The following is a 22,081-nucleotide window of genomic DNA, read 5'->3' as shown; positions in this document are numbered from 1 at the left end:
CGGTCAGGTGAGAGGATGTCTCGAAATATGTCTTCACAAACTGTCCAGACAGCGTTGTCTGCAGCTACGCCGAGCTGTCCCGAGTGTGGCGGCGAACTCGATAGCAGCGGGCGAGAAACGAACTGCGAGGACTGTGGCCTGGTGACCGACCAAGACCAGATCGACCGCAGGCCGGAATGGCGGACGTACGACAAGGAGGAACAGAAACGGACGGGCGCACCCCGAACAGCCACTCGGCATGATCGAGGCCTGTCGACGAACATCGGCTCGGTTGAGAGTGCAGATATTTCCCCGAGACGGCGTCGACGGCTTGCTCGCCAGCAACAACTCCACGGCCGGTCGAAGTTCACCAGCAAGCGCGACCGGAATCTCGCTCACGGGCTTGGCGAAATCCGACGCATTGCGAGTGCGCTGTCCGAAAGCCGGTCGGTGAAAGAGCAGGCAGCCACGTTCTTCAGGGAAGCCCAGGACAAGGACCTCCTAATCGGGCGGTCGATTGAGGGCGGTGCAGCGGCCGCTGTATACGCTGCCTGCCGATGCAACGGCCTCGTGACGATGGAGACGGTAGCCGATGTTGCCCGGTGTTCTGCATCGCACGTCTGGAACTGCTACCGGACGTTCTTGGTGGAACTCGATCTCCCAATCCCAGTGTCGCTCCCGGTGGACTGGGTGGCACGGATTTGTTCAGACCTTCCATTCAACGTTTCCCCGGAGATTCGCCAGCGGGCGCTCGAACTAGCGGAGCAGGCGACCGAGTCCACTGAGGTCAATGGACGACCAGACGGTATCGCAGCCGGCGCTCTATATCTCGCCGGGAAAGAGTCAGACATCCGGCTCACGCAAGCGACGATCTGCGAGCCACTGGATGTGCATATTACGACGGCCCGGCAGTGGTTCCAAGAGATCGAGGAGCATATCGTTGCGTGACCGCTCGCGACCGTTGTTTTGCGTGCCCCGGCGAGGGTGCAGGGCGAGCCAGCAAGCACGTCCTGAGAGAGACATATGTCAGTTACTGATACTCCCGAATCGGCGGCACAGCACGACTCTTCGAGTGTTTTTGCGTCGGTCCCAGCGCTACGGTCGCCAACGAAGGTCGCATCGTTTGTCGAACGAGTCCTCGTCGAACTTCGCCATGAAGCCGTGGCTTCTCGGTACGTGACCGATCTAGACCGGGCTGGAGCGACGACAATCTGGTGCCGGGTCGAGCACACGCCGTTGGACGTCGACGCAGAGTACGTCCAGATTCGAGACGACCCACGATTAGGTGTTGATGTCGAGCCGTGTTCGCAGGCGACGGTTCGAGAACGACTGTGCCAGTGTCTTGACCACGACCGGACTGGGCGCGTCGACGTTCGGCCGCTGGCTGATATCTCGATGGGCGACGACTGAGTTGTACTTCAGGTCTGGTCCCGCATTGGCAGGTCAAGATCACCGAGGGCAGCGTGCTGGCGGAGAACGCAGAGATGTGGGCAGACGGTCGTCGCCTGGAAGACCTCGCAGCTGCACCAGCCGGCGTGGATCCCGTTGGGATGCTCGGCGAGCGAGCAATTAACCGGACAGTCGTCGTCGACGGAGACAAGAAACAGGTCCGGGCGACCACCTTTCGTTACGTCGACACTGGCATCGAGGGCGGCGTTCCACGTTGCTGATCGGTCGTCACGAATCTGCCGGAAGTCAAGTTCGCGGGTGCCACTGGGCTGGCGGGATATCCACTGGTCTGGGGCCGAATACTCGCTGGTCGTAGTGGGGGACTCGGCTGTTTTCATGATGAGTCCTCGTACTAACACATATACCCTCAAACAGCAAAAAAGTTGCCATAGAAGCGATACAGAGCGGATTTTGTGTTTCTCTAGTGGCTGAGAGAATCCAACAATGAGTAGTGGATACCGACGAGGGAACACCGGGCCGAAAAAGCTGAAGTGGCGCTGGAAAGATGAGACTGACAATCGGTCGCTGCCCCAATCGTGGGCCGACAACGGTCGCACAGAATCTCCCGAGGAGAACGAAGTGCAGTTGTACGCAATCCAGTGTCGGGCTGGACTCTTGCTTGAGTGGCTGGTCAATACACGAACAGGAAAGCTACTCAGAGGTCCACTGAGTGAGAAACCGGGGCTTCGCGTTCTGTACGTCACCGCTGACGGTGAGTATGCAGTCCTGAAAGAGTTGGAGGCCCGCGAAATTGACGACAGTTGGAAGCCGCCCAAGCAGTTCGCCAGCATCATCGCGAAGCACCCAGAGGAGGCTGATCCCGTTCCAGACTCCAGCCAGGACTACTACCGACGCTCGGTCGAAGACCTATACGACCCGTCGTAGCCGCTGTAGAACGGTTTCTTTACTCATGACAGCGATTGAAACGACCGTTCAGTGAGCGTGCGTCCTAATCGATTTTATACGGGCTACTGCCTCCAAAGTTGGAAACGTCAGCCCAACCTACTGCATAATTCCAAGCAGCTATAGGGTCTTGCTGATTGTATCTCGTCATGATAGATAACCAGTCTTCCGCCGTATTGTTTGAATTGTGTTTACTGTGGTACTGCCTTGCTCTCTTTGCGATCTTTTCTGCAGTAGACTCATCACACCCCGAATATTTGTCACAAATTTCTGACTTGAAATTTTCAAAATCCATATTTCAGGAACGTCATTGTTGGCTAATAACTCTATTCCCTGTACTGACCAGATCATTCCACGAGTAGAATTCCCAGAGCGGTGCCCTCCGGCAGGCCAGATTTTGTGACTCTCTGGTGGCTGAGAGAGCATGGCTTCGCCACAGATCGACGTCGACGAGATTGTTGCAACGCTTGAGCAAATTCGCCAGCGCGGACACAGCGCCCACACAGTCTTCCGAGACTGGGTCAACCTCATGCTGTTCGCACTGCAGGACCGAGACGATCCGTATCTGGAGATCGTCGACGACTATCGCGAACGCGGCGATATGGACCATCCAGAAGGACGGCGCTCGGTCGACCTCTTCGCCAAGGCGTTCGGCCAGCTTCAAGAACGGATGGCAGCCACCGACGCTGACGTTCTGGGTGCTGTCTACGAGGAATACGGACTGTCCAGCGATGCGTTCGGCCAGCACTTCACGCCCCACTCTATTTGCGAGACGATGGCCGAGAGCGCCGGCGTCGGAGACGAGAGCGATACCGATGATAGACAGACAGTTCTTGATCCAGCCTGTGGGAGCGGTCGAACACTGCTGGTCGCCGGTCGAAAGCAGCCAGACGCGCTGTTTGTCGGGCAAGATAAAGACCCACTGTGTGCTCGAATGACAGCACTGAACTGCTGTTTCCTGAATCTGGACGCCTATATCATACAGGGCGACTCACTGACTGTTGAGTTCCAGCGAGCGTGGCAGACCTCGTACTCTTTGCTGGGAGGGAGCGTTCGCGAGCTAGACGAGAAGAAGGTCGAAGAGCTTCACGAGTGGGTGACCGACGCCTTCGAGAATACGGTCGAGGCGGAGAACCAGCCCAGTCCAACGCAGGGGACAGACACGGGCGCGGAAGACCAAGCATCTCCTGTTGCGACGTCTGTCCCAAGTGAGCAGGCCAGTCTGGATGCGTTCGAGGGCAGCGATTGACGGCTGTTTTGTGTGCCCCAGTCGGGTGCGGGGCGTTCCAGTGAGAGCGTCCCGAGAAGACCCATGTCAAGTGAACCAGATGTAGAGCCAGACACGGCTCCAGACTCAGTCGAAAAGGTCGAACGAACGGACTTTGGATGCAGTATGGAAGCACGGTTGGATCGAGGCACTGACACTCGCGATCAAGACAGAGTGACCATCAAGTCGAAGGGTGAGACTGCTGCGGAGACGATTGCAGAGTTCTACAAGCTCTTGGAAGAGTACGAGCAGGAGATCGGTGGCCGGCTTCGGGATGTTCAGCCAGGGGAAGACGAGGATTAACAGCTAGTTTACCATCAGATTTCAGCCGCTTTCGAGACCGGTTATAGGCCTCAAAGTGGCGGTCAATACGTCTGGATTTTGGTCAATTTCATTAGACTTAATGGCGCAAAGTTGTTAGCCAGCCTGAAATGTTTGACCTCACCGGTTTTCAACGTGATTTACTGTACGTGGTGTGCGGTCTAGACGGCCCACATGGCCTCGCGATCAAAGAGGAGATGGAGGAATACTACGAGGGAGAAATCCATCACGGGAGGCTATACCCGAACCTTGACACACTTGTCGACAAAGGGCTCGTTGAGAAGGCACAAAAAGACAGACGGACCAACATCTACTCAATCACGCGACGTGGCGAACGAGAGATAGCTGCTCGAAACGAGTGGGAACAACAATACGGAGCGGGTGAGCTTTCTGGATGACTGTCAACGCGCCTGATTTTGATCCGGCTCTGAATGGCCACGCCGCAGTCGAGATCGAGAACGTGGTTCACGCGGCCGTCTCAAAATCGCGAGGTAAGAGGATAGGTAAAGCAGCCACAGCGTGTGTATCAAAGCGATAACCCCGCGCTGTCACTGACTCAGGACAGGCATCATCGCTGGAGAGTCCATATCGCATTCGAAGTCTGTAGGATTACACTACGTCGAACCCTCGCTAAGGACACTGTCACTCGCGGCCTTCGTCACTGCTTACAGCAGCTTCGCTTCGATGTACTGGTCGATATTCTCGGTGTCATCGAGTTCGTTCAGCGTATCCAGCGCTCCTTCCATCGAGTTGAGGTCCTCCGCAGTGAAGTCGTCCTGCCGGGCTACCCGCCCCAGACTCACGAGGAGCTTGATTTTGTTCACGGCCGTATCCAGACGCATCACCTTCGTGACGACGTTCTCGTCGTCGGGGTCGTCCAGTCGGACGAACGCCGGCGGGATTACGTCCCGAAGCAACGCCGAGACGTAGAGGTTGTCGTCGGTAGCGTCGCTGGGAACGTCAGCGAGCATCTGCTTGATTACTGAGTGGCGGTCGTCGGAGTCAGCGTAAACGACGTTACGGACGAATTGTCCCGAGTCGACGCGGCGCAGGTCTCGGTCCTCATCGACTTGGACACGAATCAGTTCTAGAATCTCGTTCGGGAACTCTGTGCTAATGTCGTCGCGGTGGACACACACGTCTGCACCGTACTCACCGATGTCGAGAGCGGCAAAGGGGTCGCCGAGGGTAACTGAATTCGGTCCACTAGCATCAGTCACGCGTCATCACCGTCCAGAAGATGTTTATCGAGTGGATGGTCTCGACTTACATCGGCCCACGGCTCCTGTGTCTTGATCAGGAGCACAGCACCAGTGTCGAGCTGGTCAACTTTCCAGGCCGGCGCATCAGAAATACAATCTGTCCATCCAAGCTGGTCTAAGAGTGAAGGAGAGTAGACGCTTAGCCACGGAAGACGCTCTATTTCGAACTCACCCTCTGTCGGCATCGCTTCCAGCGGTGATGGGCCGACATCTGGATCTGGATGAATAATTGAGATATAGTCGGGTTCAATTGTGATAGAGAGCTGTCTGATCAGATTCACGAACTTTGCCATGAATCCATTATACACCATTTTGTTTTCATCAACCGTGAGGTGACGAACACTGATGCTCACGTTGAGAAAATAATTTAGCCGGCGGTCTGTCTGGTCATTAGGTTCGAATCCTACCCGAATGTGCTTGTCACTGTCACTTAACAGGAGCACATCGCCAAGACCAATTTCGCTAGCCGTCGCTGGTGCCTCACCGTCCCAGCTATTGCAAAACTCTTCCTTCTCAGCGACCTCCAGTATATTACCGAGGACATCTTCAATTTTGTTCGGTTCCCACCTGTAGAAGCCGGCTTGGGCAACACCATCCATCATGCGTCTTCTACCTCGTTGAAACGTTTGAACGTTACTTCGACACCGTCGAAGTTGGATTCAACTTGGTCGCCGAGATCACGGAGTGACTCCGCACCGCTCAGCTGCCCGGAGAGACGACGCTGGACTTCGGGGGCGAATTCCGTATCGGCATCTTGCCGAACCACAACGACAATTTCGTCTTGACCGCTGGCACCGAACGTGTTGAGCTTTGTTCTAAGGTCACTGAGTGACTCAGCAGTTTTACGGTACGCTTGCGGGAACTCTGCAAAGGGTTCGTAATCCAAGTTCTTCACCTCGTAGGCCGGACCGCCATCGATATCGCTATCGATGTCAGTGTTACTGTTGTAATCACTCGACTGCAGGGAATCGGTTTCCCAACTGCTATCCTCTCTAATCTGCTTGTCCATCTCGAGGTCGTTGGCGTCGATATCGTCTCTGTCCAAGAGGTCTGAGTTTACCTCTACTTCACCGTCGAGCCCTTTCATGTTCGAACTTATATCGTCGCCAGAGCTGCTCGTACCTCTGTTGATAGCGTCGTCGAGACCGTCGACATCGTTCTGGTCGAGGTCATCGATGTCGTCCTGTATGTCCCTGACATCGCGGCCATAACTTTTGTCGCTGTAGGTATCGTAGGCCCTTACCAGGTCATCAACCTCCCCGTCAGTCAGAACACTATCGCTGCCGTCACTGAGATCAGTTGCGTCGTTCGTGACGGAGACGCCGTCAGTGCCCTCGCTCTCGATGAGATTGGTGGCTGAATCCTGTGCGTCTCTGTCTAGCTCGTTGATAGATCGGCGGACATCGTCGACGCTGTCGGTATCGAGGTCTCCGTCGACATTTACAAGGGCATCCTGCAGGTCATCCTCTACGTCATCCGGAAGATCGGGACAGCTTCCACCGCTCTGTGCGAGGGTCGACGGCGGCGTTGCGACCGAGTGATACCGGTCAGTGCGAAGCGACCCCGCACGACCGAGCGACGGCGCACTTCTGGCCCCACAGGGTGAGACCACAGCGTCGAACGTATCCGAGTCCGTGCGCCCGGCGAAGTCGGCCGCGTCGTCGCCGTTGCGCGCCAGTAGGTCGTCGAACTCCGCCTTTCCATCCGCATCTAAACTGTCGTAGCGGGTGAGTGCCGTCGTGAGTTCATCGCTGTCGACCTCGCCACTCTCGTATGCGCGGGCGAACCGGCGTTGGGTCGCAGCGTTGTCCATCTGCAGGAGCGCGTCGGCGGCGTCCTGATCGCTTTCCGCCAGATCGTTGAGCGCGCGACGCCCACTGGGCCCGGTGTTCTCGAAGAGGTCGGTAGCCTTCAGCGTCGGGTCGTCGATGTCAGTGTCGCCGAGGTAGTCCTTGCCATCGCTGTCGAGTTGGTCGAACTGCTCGGTGGTCCGTTGGCGCTTCGGCCCGGGCATGTCGTCGAGCTTCGCGCTCATGCGCCCGGTCGGCACGTCCGCGTCGGGGACCGAGTCGTCGACTTTCCCAGCCCGCCGTAGTGCCGTCGGCTTGACGCCGTTTGGCACTCTGTCGGGGACCGCCGAGTCGGCGGCGTCGACCAGCCGTCTGAGCTTCGATGATCTACTCAGCCGAGTTCACGGTACGACGGTAGCCCAATGTGTTGGGCAACAGTTCGACAATCTTTGTCCCAGTCTACGATGTCGTTGTGGCAGACCAGTAGAACCGAGCCGTCGTCTAACTCATCAACGTGCCAGGCGGGAGTCGATAACACAGTTTCTCGACCGTACTCCTCAACCATCGCCGGTGGAAGGATGGTTAACACGGAAGATACGTAAACCGGCTATTGGCGACTGATTCAGCCGTAATAGGTGGCTTCCGCAAGTCGAGCGGTGTATCGGGAGTAGTGCTATAGACGGCTATAGGGCGTTCCTCGGTGGTCGTGTAACAGAACTTGAGAATATCGAGCAGTTCCCGAAGCGGTTCATCGGACCCAACGTCCAGGGGGTGATCGGCACCGCCTTTCAGATATTGGAGATCCTTAACGGTGAATTGAATTGTCGGAAAGTCGTCAAAGTCGACACTTCTACGTGTAGTCTCGTGAGCAATTTCACTCTCTTCAAGTGGCCAATGCTCTAGTATATCATTGTACTTTTCAATCCCGACCGCTCCGAATTTTTGAGGTTTTATCACTAGGTGTCCCAACTCAATAGCGTCCCATTCATTCAACGCTTCCCGAAGTTTGTCCAAGATCACTTGGGCTTGCCCTGTGGGATAGACGAATTCGATATATAGATACTCCACAGTCACTAGTTAGCTCGAACTGAGGAACGTTTCAAGAGAGGTGGAATTTTGCTCCCACTCCCCGGGGACAGTTTGATAATTGCGGAGTTCGACTAGATCGGCCCCTCCTGACCGCTGGCTCACTGGGCCGAGAGTCCCGATCCGGATGTCAACATCAGCTGGGACTTCAATGACGCGAACGGTGATAGCGCTATCCGTTGGCAAGGCATACTCATCGCGGATATCTGGCTCCGAAACTGTCGAATCGAACTGGTCCCGTCGGTGGAGCCAGCAGTCGCCAGGTAGATTGTTGGGCTGGAACTGGAGGTACTCTGTCGCGTCGCTGGTCGTCCCCTCCATGACGATTGAGTCATCGGCGTATGGATTTGGCATTGGAGTATAGCTGTTTACGGGATGCGTGCCGTCACCACAAGCCAGTGTCGATGACTTCCCGGTCGAAGCGCTCACCAGTCACGGGATCGAGTCGATAGCGATGGTCGGTGGTGCGGTTCTCCGCTGTTCGCTCATACAGCTCGCCGTCTTCGACGAAGATGATCCCGCGGCGTTCGTCGGCGTCCGACCGCCAGCGTTCGGTTCCGTCAGTCTCGAAGGCATAGAGGTCGTGGGTGGCCTGTTTACACCGCAGAAAGATGGCATCTTCGAATTCAACAACCCGGGAGACCTCACCGCTGAGTTCGACAATTTCGTCTCCGATAGGGAAGTGATTTCGCGACCAGTGATCCCTGATCGTCCCGGTTCCGGGGTCAAACTCGATGTTTCCGCTCGTATGTCCAGTCAAAAAGCGATCCTGAACAGTCCACAAGTAGCCATGATAGCCGTCTTCATCGCTGGCGTCTACCGGTTCAATTACCCACTTGAGCTCACCAGTAGGAGTCAGCGCGACCACGTTTCGTCCCGGGTCGTCGATTTTGAAATCGTACTCCTTTAGAGGCTTGTTTTGATTGACCAGGCGTAGGATAACCTCTTCTTCGGACACGATCGAATCATCGATGGGATATTGAAAGCGAATTTCTTTCCCATTGATCGAGACACGGTCCCATTCAATATCGAGGTTCATAGCGTCTCACCGCTCAAGAACTCATCAGTATCCCACTGTCCGTCCTTATTGGCAGGGAGATCGTCGAGTTTGAGTTCACTACTTTCGTCCATCATATCGTCTCCACGGATCTCGTACTGAATCCCTCCACCATCGTTGCCGAAGTTCTCACCGGCTTCACTGATACGTACGTTGGTTCCTTCATCGACATCAAGCCTGGTAACCTTGTCGGCGTCGCCGGGAAGCGCGTATCGGTCGACAATGTCCGCCGGCGCGACACTGTCGTCGCTGCGCAACCGATCGATATCGTCGGCGTCGGTCACCCAGGGTCCGGCCTCGTGGTTGTTTCTTTCCGGATCCCAGAACCGATACACTGTGAGTGAATCGTCGGCTTTCCCGTCGATGACGATGGTGTCGTCATCATACGGGTCGCGCGGGTTGTCGTACCACGACGAATAGTATGGATCTGAATCCACGTCGATGTCGGAAGCGGGTTTGAATTCGCTGATCGAGACGTCATCGCTGACAGAGTCAGACTGCTTGAGAGCTGTTCTAACCGCACTCGTGGAGATGTCCGGGTGGCCTGCAGCGCGGACCCAGGATTTCCGAAGATCATCGTCATCGAGGATGCGGCGGAACTGCCGGGCGTCGTCTTCATCAAGCCCGCCGTATTTCCGAGTTGCGCGGGATAGCTCGTCGATTTCAACATCGCTGTCACGGAGTGTCCTTCTGAGTGTGTTGTCGTCGAGTTCGTCAACGAGCTTGACACCAGCACCGTCGGTCTCAGCGATGAGTTGCTTGGCCCGGCGCTGCCTGGTAGCGTCGAGGTCGTCGACTTTCCGGACAGCCCGGTCGAGCTGTTTGTAGGAATCAATACTATCGCTGTTGGCTGCCCGAATGACTGCCCGATTATATGCGTCGTCTACGTCTCCGGAACCATCCGCGATGAGCCGCACTGTCTGCGGGTCAGCGCTGGAAGCTTCTGCAACATCGCTGGCACGTACATTGTCGCCGTTTTTCCAAGCCTTATATAAGTCCGCCCGCGCCGCTTCGTCGAGATCATCGCTCAAGAACGCCGCCTGCTGGCCGTCGTCCATCCGACGCAGCATCCGTGAGACCTGCTTGGGATTGTTCTCGGCCATCAGCTTCCCGGCGGTCTCCAGTTCCGACGGTGAGCGACCGCCAAGGTCGGCATCTCGGAAGTATCGGGCTGAGAGCTTCCGTTGCTTGGTATTCCGATCGTATACCTTCTGAGGTGTCTTATCGGCCACATAGTGACGTGTCCGAACCACCTTCCCGACCGTCCGTGAGTTACGTAGTGAGTATCGCGCGAACGGGCGCTTTGCTTGGTCAACGCCAAATGAAGCTACACGGCCAGCGCTCCGTGCCGGGAGTTCACTCGCATATTTCATTCTGCGAGCCGCGGTGACGGATTTCCCTAAGTAGCGAGTGTTTTCGATTTTATCAATCGCGCGTGCAACTCTGCTTAATTAACAGAAATTTAAAACGGATGAAAACTTCGATTAGCAGTCGTAGGTTCAGTACCTCACAAAGCCCGTTAGTTGAGAAGTCTACTTGATGAAGTGTGACCAAACACCAATGGCGACGCCCCGCCGTGGCGGGCGTCGCCTCTGGTCCTGGTCGTTCGAGGAGTTCATCAATATGCTGTGTCGGGCAGCGTGGACGGCCCTCGCAGTGCGTCGGGCCGTCCCCGCGAACCGGCCACCGGATGACCGGTTCCACCGATAATCACCAGGCGGGACGCCGTCTTGTGAGTGGCAACGCTGCCGCGTCGGTGGCTGATCGCCGCCGATAGCGGCACCTCCCCTTCTATTAGCGTCCCTCGACCACTATCGACGACTCATCTCGACAGAACAGGTGACTCAGATCAGGTTAACTGGCGATGCTTTGTGAGGTACTGAGACTCTCCCTTTGGCCGAACCGTTTGTCGGGTCTTTTCGAAAGCACTATTCAGATTTCGCTAAATTGTATCTGATTTCCAATTACCCTTGGTAATTATTGCTTCAATCACCTCGGGAAATTGCTCTTGTTTGAATTTGGCTCGTGCATCAAGAGATGTCCGCCTGATACGTTCCCGGTCACCGTTTTCGGGACCTAATCCGGCGGAGTCAGCCAGTTCGACGGCGATGAGAGAAAAGTCATCGAACCCGTCCTCCATCTGCCATCCAAGATCGTTGTCGATGGTCGCATATTGTTCGGCGGCAAGGGAATAGGATTCATTATAGTTATTAAAACCAGCCACGAGCTGGAAGTCACCAATAATCTCGTGGCCCAATCCAATCTCAGCGGGATCGCGAAAAAGAGTATCTCTGACATCGGTCATGATAGCAACTCCTTGTTCACAGTGACGCTGGCATCGGTCGCCACAGTCAGCTAACCGGAAACAGAGGCTGGCAAGAAGGAACTCTCTCAATGCCTGTGTAAAAAATAATTTATTTGCGGTTGACGCATCTGGTGGACGATTATCATCGGGTAACGGAAACGACTCTGCCATTCCAATCCGAGATGCTGCTGCATAAAACGAGCCTGCTGTTTCAAGGTCATCTAATTCTCGGGCTCGACGTGCTGCTCGGCGATACTCTCCGTAAGCTGAAGACAAGTCCGTATTTGTATTGTCACCATCGCCTTCTTTTTTATCAATACCAGTCATGTGTAGTGGGTAGGATCTCGTTAATCATCTGAATAAATAGGTTTATCTGGATACCCTTTTGGGTCGAGGAACTTGTTCTTAAGCTCATTATATGAATTATAGATTGCGGTTGTGCTTATGATATATAGCATTATCACGTTGATAAGTTCGGACAGTGTATATTTGGCCGTTGACTTGCTTAATATAGACACGGTGACGCCCATTTTGATATATTTCAGAGGGGTTCTCAATAACCCGCTCATCCGTAGCACATTGTTGATTTCACAGCGTCGCTCGAACAGCGTGTTTGAGAGCGTCTCGGCCGGGTTTCCGAAACAGCTCTCGGCGTAGTTGAAACGCTCTGAGATACTGTGTTAGCTTGTCTTTGGAGATACCTCGGTGGGGCGAGAGCCACCGTCGCACCCGCGACGCGTGGCTCTCGCAGGCGTTGACGTGCACCTCGTCGTCGGCGTATTCGCCGTCGCCGTGGACGACGTATTCGCGGTCGAATGCGTCGTCGTCTTCGAGCGGTTCGTACGCTCGAAAGCTGTCGGTATAGACAGTGAGCGACTCCTGCTGGCCGACCGCCAGCAGGAGTCGAATCGTCGATTCGTCTGCGGCTTTCGCCGGGATCACGTACCGCTGTCCGGTGCCGTGGTCGGCGATGATGAACACGGGTGGCTTGTCTCCATTATACGAACCACGCCCACGCGTGGACTCATCTGAATTTGCGTGACGGTCCAAGATGTGCTCGAAGCCACTTGCGCTATCACCCTCTTCCAGCCAAATAGTATCGTTACTTCCCAAATGAGTCGAGAGAGTGCTGCCTGAACGCCGCAAAACAATCACTTTCCGTATGATTTGACGGTCTGTTTCAGCTGCTACCGCAGAGTAGACCGAGGCTGTTCCGATTCACTGCTATGGACAGACGATATCAACCGGATTGCGACGGTCTCTGCCGACAGCTGTCGCTCACCGTCTATCGGGCTGGCCGTGGGCTGACCGTGGTCAGCCCGCGGCCGTTATCTGTGAAGCCGGCACACCAACCCCGTTCGCTTTGATCTTCCACTGCCGACGCAACTCCTCTTCCAACTCGTGACGTATTCAGTCACGGAAAGTCTTGAGCGTGAATTCCTCGGGAAGGTCGCGCCCGCCTCGCCGAGGGCGGGCGACGACCGCCCACCTGAGAACAAGCCACAGGTTCTCCAGCAGTGCTGCGACTAGCATGATGGCAAATCGCACGACGGGATCACGTGTCGTCGTGATCCCGCGTGCTTGCCGCAGCAACCGATAGGTCGTTTCAATACCTGAACGCTTCCTGTAGAGGTGTTCAACTTGCTTCGGTGACTTCTCCGTAACGCCACAAGCCACGTAGCCACGAACAACTTCTCCGTGCTTACCCCGATCACCGTTCTGATAGGAGACAGCGACCGCGAGCGGGGAGCGCAGTTCCCGCTCGCTGTCTTTGTACATCCGATACGTCGTCATGTACGACTTGTGGGTGTCGAGTTTATCTTTCATGCGTTCACCCTTTTTGGGCACGTGAACCACCGTTGCGGCGATATCACGAGCGCGGCGGATGACGCGCTCGTTATAAAAGCTGCTATCGGCAAGCAGGAGGTCGATATCGAAGGGATAGTTCTCGACACGGGCGAGCACGCGCTCGACCGCGTCGGCCTCGTCTTCATCGTTGCGAACATAGGTCATCGCCAGTGTCACCGGCTTTCCGTTGGAGACGACGTACGCCGTACAATATCGGTGGCAGGTCGTTGTGCCGTCTTTAGGAGCCATCGAACAGAGTTCGCCTTCGTTGGCATGATGCTCGCCGTGATAGGGGTTGTCGATGAAGTCGATGGAGACGATTCTCGACCGGCCAGGGTCGAGAATCGTCATGGCAAGGCGTCCAAGCAGAAGGTTAGCGACGAACTCAAGCCAGTCTCGGTCGAGCGTATGCAGCCACGTCAGAACAGTGTCGTCACACGGTGTCCCGTTGGTGTCGTTGCAGGTATCCCAAATCGAGTTCTGGTTGACACAGGCCATAATGACGACGAGCCAGATGTCGCCGGGGTCAAGGGGGCTCCCCTCGACACCCGGCAAGGGAAGGGCCGTAATGACCTCTTCCGCTACGTCTTTTACATCCGCCGCCGAAAGGAACCCGTCTGGATCGGGGACGTTGAACACATCCAGATCCAGACACTTTCGTGTGGTTAATCCGGCGATTCAATTCAGCTGATTACGCTGGTTGGGAAGTACCGATACTGGCCGCCGGTAGCTGTTAGTATATCTCCTCCGGCTCTAGATTGATATAGGCGTCGTCACCGCTGTAGACGGATAGATCGTTCCAGAAGTCGCTGGTTTTGTACTTGTCCCGTTTTACTGATTCGGCTGAAACAGCGCCAGCTATATCCGACAGAAAGCTCCCGAGATACTCTCTATTTCTTTCCCCGTCAGTCGATGTACGCAGCCAGAGATCACTATGCATCGCAACTGAGACGGTCAGTACGTGATCTGCGGTGGCTGATAGGAGGTCCCTCGCTGGTCGATGGGTAACAGTCAGCTCCAGCGGGTCTGGGATAGCCATTCCTTGGCGGCATTCACCATTTTGATACGGTGTGCAATCACTCCGCTTGACGGCATAGTCAGTGCCGTCGAAATGGACCTTGTAGCGGTTCTTATCGAACGGGACTTGCGGAATCCAGCGAACCCCGTGTTGGTCAATTGCAGTGGATTCGACGAACTCCGAGACACCGATCCCAGCGTCGTTTCGCAGTTCGCGTCTCACCTGCTCACCAGTATCGGTGTCCGGTCTGAGCTCTCTGTCTTGGTCGAATTTGGTGATGACATAACTGATCTCAATGGGGACAAGAAACTCGCCAAACGCACTGTACAACCGGTCGCAAAACTCGCACATCTCTTCGGCCTGTTCGGCACATGTCGCTGCCGACGACGGGACGAGAAATTCCCATGTTAAACCTGCTGCTATCGACACTCGAACTTCGGGCCGATTGACCTGTGTCATGGTTCTACAGTGACGGTATCACCGTTTTCAGCGACCAAACGGATCTCATCTACCTGCGCATCTACCCGGTCGGCGAGAACATTCTCCGCGGCTGTCTGTGCCGATGACAACTCATCAGACGGTGCTCTCGTCCGGATCTCTAGCACTTGTGCGTTCTCGGAGACATCTAACTCTGGATCATCAAGCGCATTGTTGTGTTTCTTGTTCATTTCAGATATTTGTGTATTGATATAGTTGTAATCGACGTCGTTATCGGCTCGCGTTTTCACTTCGACGTATTCGGTCGTTCCCCCTTCTTCAACGGACATATCGTAGGCATCGGTCTGTCCTGGCTCCATCTCAACTTCGGCACCGTCGTCCGCGTACCGAATCGCGCTCGCGGCTTCACCGCTTTCTCCTGCCACTGCATCGGTACGCGGGGTAGTCTCATCAAGTATTTCATGCACGTCATCTATGTTATCCCGGGTGGCAGCGCTGTCGACACGCTCGGCGTACCGGCCTGCTTCTGCCGCATCGACATCCTCCGCGTTCGCAATTGCCGAACGCCACTCATCGAAATCGTCGAACCCATCGATACGATCGTTTCGGCCGAGGTCGAAGAAGATTTCCTGTGCGTCGGAATCGATATTGCGGGTGAGTCGAACTCCATCTTCGCCGGAGTCAGCTAACAGCCGTTTGACTGCCTCTCTCCGGGTTGCATCGTCGACATCGGATACCTGTTCAAATATTTCACCCGCACTGATATCTTCGTTTTCGGCCGCTACATCGGCGATGCGACTGTAGTATCTCGTCTCTTCGGCGTCAGTGAGGTCGTCACCACAGCCGGCTAGGCTCGAACCGCCAATTGTCTTGATAGAGTAGAAGCGGTCGCTGCGCGGTCGCGGCGCAGCGCCGATGGACGGTGACCGACGGCAGGCTGAGCTGAAGAACTCTCTTGCCTGGTCGGTATCGAGATCCGAAGCGAACTTGATACCGTTATCGCCGGACGCCTCGACGAACCGGTCGAATTCGCTTCTCTCGTTTGCATCCAGTTCGTCGTACCTCCGCAGCGCCTCGCTGAGGTCCTGTTTCGAAACGTCGGGATCTTCGCGAGACGCTCGAACCAGTGCCCGCTGTGTCCCTGGCGTTTCGTCCATTGCGATGAACGTCTCTAGGGCGCGCTGGTCACCCGAGTTGTGCAGTTGCAGCATCAGTTGACGACCGTCATCGCCAGTCCGGCGCATAGTGCGGCTGACTCGTTCGGTTCGGGATGGGCCTGTAGCACGCTCTGGGAGCGATTCGATGAGTCGTGTCCACCGTGGTGAGTTCAGCCGCTGTGCGTGGCGCACACGCTCGGGTATCGCCACCCGCCCGAGTGCGCGCCGGGTTCCTGCTGGCTTGATATCAGTGCCTTCCGAAATGGTTGAGGCCATCCTGACCGACCGATGGAAGGTCCAGCCTCTCGCTGCCGTTCCAGCATCACCAACTGTGTCAGTTACCTTCCGCAATTTTGCGGCTTTCGAGACCGTTGAGCCACCACCGGTTGCAAGGCCGATACTGAGCTCAGAGCCAGCGACGCCACTGCCGTATCCCACTAACCAGTTCTGACCATAGAGCTTGTAATTCTCTGTCTCAGTCCTCCGGTCGAAGGGGTTCTGCCGGTCTTGAAGATTTCTGGCTGCAGAGGGGAGGGTTTCGGGCGCTCTCAAAGCCGCATCAGGGAGTCGATCGATATTTCCGAGCCAGGTGACAGCCGTCCACGGATGCGAGAGGAAGTATGACAGATCAAGCGCTGATTGTCGAACACCCCATACTCCCCCGCTACGGTATGCGATCTCTTCGATCACGCGGTCTTCCGTCCGCTCGCCAGTAGCCGGATGGTCAGCAGCAGTCTTGGCTAACTCGGGAATTGCTCCGGGAGAAGTGTAGTCACTGGATCGACTGTTCCTGTTGCTATCAACTGCTGTAACAGCTACTGGAGAGGATTCAAAGAACTGACTAAACTCTTGAAAGGCAAACACTCCAGCTTTGTCGATAGGTGTTCGGACGGTGAATTCGACTCGCCTGTACGATGTTGTTGTCTCGTTGTCGAATCGGATTGTCTCCCCATCACCCTGACACGCTGACTCCATGAAAGAGCCCAAGTTCGAGCCTGCTCGACGAGCAAGATACTGACAATCTGGCTTCACTACCAATTTGGAGACACCGCTCGGATCATGCGCACGTAAACGGACGGTATACCGGTATTTTGCAACCAGAATAGCCCCAGAAGAAGTCGAATCAGTAGTCTTGATGTTTTCAGGGCGTACCGTTTTTGTAGTGCCCTGTTGCCTCACAATCACTTTTGTTGTATTTTTTATACGCTTTGTTCGAATGCTTTCGATGGTTACCGTTGGAGCGCGGTGGTCGAACAGGACTGGAGCCGTTCCACTTGTGAACTCCGTCTGGTCAGAGATGCCGTCGCCATCAGTATCAGCACGACTGGGGTCTGTCCCCCGGAGGTGCTCAACGTTGTCCGCAAGTCCATCATGATCGGTGTCAGGCTGTAACGGGTCGGATGTAGCCGTTATGTTCGTGAGATACGACCCATTCGGTGAGGGGCCATGACCAGTTTCATTGAGCGTTGAAACGTCGATATCTGTTTGTTCTGCAATTGTTATTGCGAGTGCTTTTGAAGAACTACTATCTGGACCACGACTAATTTGAGGTTGATACGATTCAGTCTCGCCGCGGTACAACGAACGGAGATATGACCTCAGCAATCGTTTCGAGGGATCGGGACGAGAAACGTTCAAATATCCCTTTGAGGCGTTTGCACTCTGTGTCCGCTGAACTTCCCAGCCTGCGACTTCCTCCGCGTCGGTCAGGTTGTCGCCGTCAGTGTCAACCTGCCTTGGATTGGCGAGGTGGTTGTAATAGGAGGCTGTCCTGCCACAATAACTGACTTCCGTGTACTGGCCGATTTCTCTGCTGTCGGAGAGGCCGTCACCGTCGGTGTCAGCGCTCTTCGGATCTGTCGTGACGCGATCCCCATTGGGTCCACCCAGTATGACCCCTTCGCGTTCCATCTCGTCACTCAGGCCGTCACCGTCGGTATCGTTGATCTCGGTCGTGGTATTTGCGACACGCGAGAACACTGTCGGCAGTCCCGCTGCGTCATCGACGAAGTTGACCTCCCCGCCGGTTGCGTTAGCGATGGCTGAGAGTTGGTCGCGCGTCGCCCCACCAAATCCGATCGGATAGATGGTAATATTCTGTTCAGCCGCTTGCTCGGCTGCGGCTACCCCATCGGAATATTTCGATTTCCCGTCCGTCAGGAAGATTATAATCTTGGTGCGGTTCGGACTACTCTGTTCGGCGAAGTGTTCGTTTGCTGCGCTAATCGATGCGAAGTCCGTCCCGCCGTTACCACCCTCGTATTCAACATCCCGTATCGAGCGGTTGACCGCTGTGTGGTTGCTCGTCAGCGGCTGTTTGACACGCCCAAAGTTATCAAATTCAATGACTGCTGCACGGTCGGTCTCCAGTAGACTGCCCGTGAATCGCTGTGCAGCATCCTTCGCTAGTCGGTCAGGGTCTTCGCCTTTCATTGACCCCGAGGCGTCCAGCAGCATGACGACATCGACGGGCTTGACACCATCGTCGTCGGTTTGTCGCACTGGCTCAGTTGCGTTGTACGTCGTCGCCCAGTTGGAGATGTCAAAGACCGCAAACGTGGAGAAGTGAGTCGTTTCCGCAGTGGCCGTGTTGTTAGTGGCGTCAACAGTGGAGTTCAACGGCACGAAAATCCCCGCCTCGGGATCGTATGTGAACACGGCGAGGTCCTGACTCTCATTTTCCACCCCAGTCTCGTTGTACGCCAGGGTAACGTTAGCCGAGGAGAATTCTTGCTCGGAGTTGAGTTTAACAACTGGCGAGGCACTCATATTCCCTACGCGAGACGTGTTGAACCGTGGGTCATCTTGCGGGGCGATGGTCGTCCCATTGCCGATATCACCGTTGCCAGTCAGGCTCAGTGTGACTCCGAGCGTCTCGTTGGTCGCCGTCGTGGTATAGCTCTCTTCACCATCACTGACGCCGTTGTCGTTGCTATCGGCGACGAGTGGATCTGTTCCGAGGCGAACTTCCTCGCCGTCTGGAAGGCCATCATTATCTGTATCCGCTTTGAGCGGGTCAGTTCCAAGCTGGTGTACCTCTGTTCCATCCAGCAGTCCATCACCGTCCGTATCTGGATCGTTGCTGAGAGTACCTGCGACGGTCTCGTTGTAGATGCTCAGTGAGTCGTTATCTGGATCGGCAGCGCTGTCCTTCACGCCGTCGTCATCCGTGTCAGGGTCGGTCGGATCAACGCCTTGGAGCCGTGATTCGACGTCATCAGTGAGTCCGTCACCGTCTGTATCGTTGCTTCGGGGGTCAGTACCGAGTCGGTATTCGCGATATGCCGGTAACGTATCATTGTCCCAGTCTTCTGCGCCGTCAATCACAGCATCCCCGTCAGAGTCTGCTACCTTGGGGTCGGTCTTCGTGACGTTTCGCTCGTAGGCATCCGGAAGTCCATCGCCATCAGTGTCATTCGAGGGCGTCGAGCGCGTGGCGACGAAGAGCCACTGGATATCCCCGACATCGGTTCGGTTGTCACCCGTGTAATCATACGCGCTCCAGTTGGCACCGGCTGCTGTGGATCCCAAGTGACGTGATAGGGCGTCAACGTCGACGATGTTGACAGCGCCATCGCCGTTGACGTCTTCGTAGAGTCCGTCGCCATCTGGATCAGTAGGCTGGTTATCGCCAACGAGCGGGTACGGGTGAGAGTCGTTTTCCCGGGGCGCTAACTCCGCGATGGCACTCGCATTCGGCTCGGTTGAGCCATTCCAGCTGGTCGAAAGTGGTCCGGTCGCCTGGTTCCCAGCCGTTGCGGCGGGTGTTTGTGTCGGTTGTGTCCGTGTCGGCTCGTTTCCGGCCGTGGTGACAGCCTGGTTTCCGGCACTTGTACCAGGGATGTCATTGCCGGCCGTCTGCAACGGGCCAGCCCCGGTACCGGTCATCATCCCTGAGACCGGACCGACAGTCACTAATAGTAATACACCAAATAACGCTTGTAATTTTGTCGTTGAACTTGCCATATAAACCCCCACCAGAGGTAGTATTGTGAATTTGAATCAGTAACCAGAATACTTAATCCTACTTATTGAGACAGTATATTTAATGAGGAAGCTTGCGACAGTATTCGGCCTTTGTATAGCAGTATCCCTCTGGGCGGGGATCGCGATGGGGGCGGGAACGACCAGCGTCGTGATCCAGCCTTCGACTGACACTGTTACGGTTGGAAACACAACCACTGTTGATATCGTAGTCACGTCGACCACAGGCGGGGTGGGTTCACTGGATCTCGATATCGCAAGCACCAACGATTCGGTTGCAACAGTCTCGAACACGTCTGTTGCTGGAAAGCCAGAAACAGTCCAGTCTGCCGAGGAGGCGAACGGCGTCCGCATTGCGGCGACTGGAATGGATACCGCCGACAGTGGCTCGACATCTGTTGTCTCTGTCACGCTCACCGGCAAGGCTGTCGGGACGAGCGATGTGGGTCTGACCGTTGCAGCCGTCGGTGACGAATCTGGGACCGCATACAATGTCACCAGCGCCCGCGATGGAACACTGACAGTCGAGTCCGGAGAGAACACAACGGAGACACCAACACCGACTCCGACTGCAACAGAGACACCAACAGAAACGCCTACCGAGGAAGACTCGTCGAGTTCCGGCGGTAGTAATGATGACGGTGATAATGATGGCGGTGATGACGATGATGGTAGCGACTCCAGCGGCAGTGACTCTGGTGACACAGTAACAGCGACGAACACACCGACAGTAACGGAACCAACGCCCAGCGACAACCCAACAACGGCCACGGAAACTGAGCGCTCGACCGAGACAGACACCAAGCAATCAACCTCAACCCAGACCAGCAGTGGTGGGCCAGCAATCACACCGTCTCAGACCGGGACCACAGACACTGTCGAGCCGTCTGGCGGCTCACCCACGAATCTGCTTATTGCCGGGAGCATGATCGTCGCTGTTCTCGGTGGGATCATCATCTATCGTCGCTTGTAGAAGCGATTCCAAGACACACGAAACATTCTCACCTCGCTGACCGGCCCAATTGGAGGTCGTCTGTCGCTTCCTTGTGAAGAGCTGTCGGCAACCTACTCACCGCCGATGATATCGTTCGCTTCGTCACGCGTGCGTTTTGCGGCCTCCTGTGCGTAGCCTTCGTGGGTCGTCTCGATGGACTTGTGGCGTAGCACATCCTGCGCCAGCTGTGGGTTCTCGCGATAGATTTCTCGTCCGAGCCCACGGCGGGCACCGTGTGGCTTCAGTGGCTCCTCGAACTCGTAGTCGGACCACTCACAGAGTTTGGCGAGGATATCCCGAGCCGACTGGGTTGTGATCGACGGCGTCGGGTCAAGTGCTTTTGCCGCGTTGTCGAGTCTGGGGAAGACAGCTTCATTCTCGTCGGGCTCTCGGAGTTGCTTCCAGCGCCGGAGCGGGCGAAGCGCGTCGTCAAGGATCGGCGCAGATTCTCGGGTGCGGTTCTTGCCGAACACCTGCATTGTGCCTCCCTCTAAATCGACGTGCCGCCACCGCAGGCCGTTCCGCTCTTCGTCATCAGAAACAGCGACCAGTTCTGCACTACGGGCTCCTGAGTAGGCGAGTAGGAAGACGAGTGCCTGGTCGCGATAGGCCGCCGTGCGGTCGACGTCGTCGCTTTCGCCGGCGTCGTCGACGCGGGCGGTCGCAGTAGCGCAGATAGCATCGCGGTCGCGTGTCGTCCAGTACTGCTGGTCTGTTTCAGTCTCGTCGGTGGGAAGTGGGCCTTCGGCGTGGTTGGTCTTGGCTGGGTTCGTCGGGATCAGGCCCTCGTAGACGGCCCATGTGAGAAACGAGCGGACGTAGGCGAAGTAGCGTCGGGCGGTCTCTGGCGAGATATTGTCTCGGTCATCAGCTCGAGCGAGGTCACGAGCGTACTGCCGACAAAGGTCGTCGTCGATATCCTCGGGACCGGAGATACCGTGCTGGTCCCGGGACCAAGCTGCGAACTTCCGCAGCACGCTCGCGACGTTCGTTCGGTAGCGCCCGGAGTCGATATCGACCAGTCGTTTCTCGATGGCTGTTTCGAGGGCGTCACCCCTGGGAGTAGCGTCGTATGCAGGCGGAAGACGATCCATGCTTCCCGTACAGCGGCGGTCCGGGTAAAACTGGTGGTGCTTATTACATTAATACAAACCTAATTCACAAACCAGAATATCGCCGTCTCAGGCACTCTGTGCGCGAATATTTGGGTATTCTGTTCCTGA

Annotated in this window: 21 protein-coding genes and 2 pseudogenes; 8 read left to right on the top strand and 15 right to left on the bottom strand. The window is 55.9% G+C overall.

What is annotated here, in order from left to right; genetic code table 11:
* Positions 1-27 precede the first annotated feature (27 nt).
* Positions 28-927 (top strand): transcription initiation factor IIB, encoded by a 900-nt coding sequence (locus ACNO8S_RS19905; protein ID WP_420183062.1) that lies wholly within the window; start codon positions 28-30, stop codon positions 925-927.
* 75 nt (positions 928-1,002) lie between these two features.
* Positions 1,003-1,389, top strand: coding sequence for a hypothetical protein (locus ACNO8S_RS19900; RefSeq protein ID WP_151147796.1), 387 nt, complete (start codon positions 1,003-1,005; stop codon positions 1,387-1,389).
* An 8-nt stretch (positions 1,390-1,397) separates the two neighbouring features.
* On the opposite strand, the gene ACNO8S_RS19895 is transcribed toward ACNO8S_RS19900, so the two are convergent.
* Complete coding sequence (locus ACNO8S_RS19895; protein WP_151147793.1) at positions 1,398-1,766, bottom strand: hypothetical protein; 369 nt, start codon at positions 1,764-1,766, stop codon at positions 1,398-1,400.
* Between the two features lie 106 nt (positions 1,767-1,872).
* On the opposite strand from ACNO8S_RS19895, the gene ACNO8S_RS19890 reads away from it, so the two are divergent.
* Positions 1,873-2,313, top strand: a complete 441-nt coding sequence (locus tag ACNO8S_RS19890; protein WP_420183061.1) for a hypothetical protein — start codon at positions 1,873-1,875, stop codon at positions 2,311-2,313.
* 64 nt (positions 2,314-2,377) lie between these two features.
* Here ACNO8S_RS19890 and ACNO8S_RS19885 read toward each other — a convergent pair whose 3' ends face one another.
* Positions 2,378-2,626, bottom strand: a complete 249-nt coding sequence (locus tag ACNO8S_RS19885) for a hypothetical protein (protein WP_147439962.1) — start codon at positions 2,624-2,626, stop codon at positions 2,378-2,380.
* Between the two features lie 129 nt (positions 2,627-2,755).
* On the opposite strand from ACNO8S_RS19885, the gene ACNO8S_RS19880 reads away from it, so the two are divergent.
* The 3 genes from ACNO8S_RS19880 to ACNO8S_RS19870 all read left to right on the top strand — a co-directional run bounded on the left by ACNO8S_RS19880 (position 2,756) and on the right by ACNO8S_RS19870 (position 4,317).
* The gene (locus tag ACNO8S_RS19880; protein ID WP_420183060.1) at positions 2,756-3,580 is read left to right on the top strand and encodes an N-6 DNA methylase; all 825 of its coding nucleotides are present in this window, start codon (positions 2,756-2,758) and stop codon (positions 3,578-3,580) included.
* Between the two features lie 63 nt (positions 3,581-3,643).
* On the top strand, positions 3,644-3,901 hold the full coding sequence (locus ACNO8S_RS19875; protein ID WP_420183059.1) for a DUF7389 domain-containing protein: 258 nt from the start codon (positions 3,644-3,646) through the stop codon (positions 3,899-3,901).
* A 128-nt stretch (positions 3,902-4,029) separates the two neighbouring features.
* Positions 4,030-4,317 carry a PadR family transcriptional regulator gene (locus tag ACNO8S_RS19870; RefSeq protein WP_420183058.1) on the top strand — a complete coding sequence of 96 codons (288 nt, stop codon included), beginning with the start codon at positions 4,030-4,032 and terminating at the stop codon, positions 4,315-4,317.
* A 267-nt stretch (positions 4,318-4,584) separates the two neighbouring features.
* On the opposite strand, the gene ACNO8S_RS19865 is transcribed toward ACNO8S_RS19870, so the two are convergent.
* The 7 genes from ACNO8S_RS19865 to ACNO8S_RS19835 form a co-directional block, all read right to left on the bottom strand.
* The gene (locus ACNO8S_RS19865; protein ID WP_420183057.1) at positions 4,585-5,139 is read right to left on the bottom strand and encodes a hypothetical protein; all 555 of its coding nucleotides are present in this window, start codon (positions 5,137-5,139) and stop codon (positions 4,585-4,587) included.
* Entirely contained in the window at positions 5,136-5,783 is a 648-nt protein-coding gene (locus ACNO8S_RS19860) for a hypothetical protein (RefSeq protein ID WP_420183056.1), read from the bottom strand. The genes ACNO8S_RS19865 and ACNO8S_RS19860 overlap by 4 nt, the downstream gene beginning before the upstream one ends.
* Complete coding sequence (locus ACNO8S_RS19855; RefSeq protein ID WP_420183055.1) at positions 5,780-7,303, bottom strand: hypothetical protein; 1,524 nt, start codon at positions 7,301-7,303, stop codon at positions 5,780-5,782. The genes ACNO8S_RS19860 and ACNO8S_RS19855 overlap by 4 nt, the downstream gene beginning before the upstream one ends.
* 250 nt (positions 7,304-7,553) lie before the next feature.
* Positions 7,554-8,045 (bottom strand): hypothetical protein, encoded by a 492-nt coding sequence (locus tag ACNO8S_RS19850; protein ID WP_420183054.1) that lies wholly within the window; start codon positions 8,043-8,045, stop codon positions 7,554-7,556.
* Positions 8,046-8,048: 3 nt separating this feature from the next.
* The gene (locus tag ACNO8S_RS19845; RefSeq protein ID WP_336358964.1) at positions 8,049-8,411 is read right to left on the bottom strand and encodes a hypothetical protein; all 363 of its coding nucleotides are present in this window, start codon (positions 8,409-8,411) and stop codon (positions 8,049-8,051) included.
* A 31-nt stretch (positions 8,412-8,442) separates the two neighbouring features.
* Entirely contained in the window at positions 8,443-9,096 is a 654-nt protein-coding gene (locus tag ACNO8S_RS19840; protein ID WP_336358965.1) for a hypothetical protein, read from the bottom strand.
* Positions 9,093-10,346 carry a hypothetical protein gene (locus tag ACNO8S_RS19835; RefSeq protein ID WP_420183053.1) on the bottom strand — a complete coding sequence of 418 codons (1,254 nt, stop codon included), beginning with the start codon at positions 10,344-10,346 and terminating at the stop codon, positions 9,093-9,095. The genes ACNO8S_RS19840 and ACNO8S_RS19835 overlap by 4 nt, the downstream gene beginning before the upstream one ends.
* Before the next feature lie 328 nt (positions 10,347-10,674).
* On the opposite strand from ACNO8S_RS19835, the pseudogene ACNO8S_RS19830 reads away from it, so the two are divergent.
* Positions 10,675-10,824 (top strand): annotated as a pseudogene (locus tag ACNO8S_RS19830) (ISH3 family transposase); the annotation flags it as partial.
* A gap of 232 nt (positions 10,825-11,056) precedes the next feature.
* Here the strand turns inward: ACNO8S_RS19830 and ACNO8S_RS19825 are convergent.
* The 5 genes and pseudogenes from ACNO8S_RS19825 to ACNO8S_RS19805 form a co-directional block, all read right to left on the bottom strand.
* On the bottom strand, positions 11,057-11,746 hold the full coding sequence (locus tag ACNO8S_RS19825) for a hypothetical protein (protein ID WP_154020780.1): 690 nt from the start codon (positions 11,744-11,746) through the stop codon (positions 11,057-11,059).
* 261 nt (positions 11,747-12,007) lie between these two features.
* A complete protein-coding gene (locus ACNO8S_RS19820) occupies positions 12,008-12,574 on the bottom strand; it encodes an IS1595 family transposase (protein ID WP_228841619.1) in 567 nt (188 codons plus the stop codon).
* 159 nt (positions 12,575-12,733) lie between these two features.
* Positions 12,734-13,906 (bottom strand): annotated as a pseudogene (locus ACNO8S_RS19815) (ISH3 family transposase).
* Positions 13,907-14,000: 94 nt separating this feature from the next.
* Entirely contained in the window at positions 14,001-14,744 is a 744-nt protein-coding gene (locus tag ACNO8S_RS19810) for a hypothetical protein (RefSeq protein WP_050036601.1), read from the bottom strand.
* On the bottom strand, positions 14,741-19,795 hold the full coding sequence (locus tag ACNO8S_RS19805; RefSeq protein WP_420183052.1) for a VWA domain-containing protein: 5,055 nt from the start codon (positions 19,793-19,795) through the stop codon (positions 14,741-14,743). Before ACNO8S_RS19805 ends, ACNO8S_RS19810 begins: the two co-directional genes overlap by 4 nt.
* A 196-nt stretch (positions 19,796-19,991) precedes the next feature.
* Between ACNO8S_RS19805 and ACNO8S_RS19800 the strand changes: the two genes are divergently transcribed.
* A complete protein-coding gene (locus ACNO8S_RS19800) occupies positions 19,992-20,837 on the top strand; it encodes a hypothetical protein (protein ID WP_420183051.1) in 846 nt (281 codons plus the stop codon).
* A 92-nt stretch (positions 20,838-20,929) separates the two neighbouring features.
* On the opposite strand, the gene ACNO8S_RS19795 is transcribed toward ACNO8S_RS19800, so the two are convergent.
* Positions 20,930-21,952: a tyrosine-type recombinase/integrase gene (locus ACNO8S_RS19795; RefSeq protein WP_420183050.1), complete on the bottom strand. Its 1,023-nt coding sequence runs from the start codon at positions 21,950-21,952 to the stop codon at positions 20,930-20,932.
* Positions 21,953-22,081 lie beyond the last annotated feature (129 nt).

The organism is Haloarcula sp. KBTZ06, from assembly GCF_048595605.1.
GTDB lineage: Archaea > Halobacteriota > Halobacteria > Halobacteriales > Haloarculaceae > Haloarcula > Haloarcula hispanica.
The sequence above is the reverse complement of the archived record's forward strand: the minus strand, read 5'-3'. Positions and strand labels throughout refer to the sequence as shown.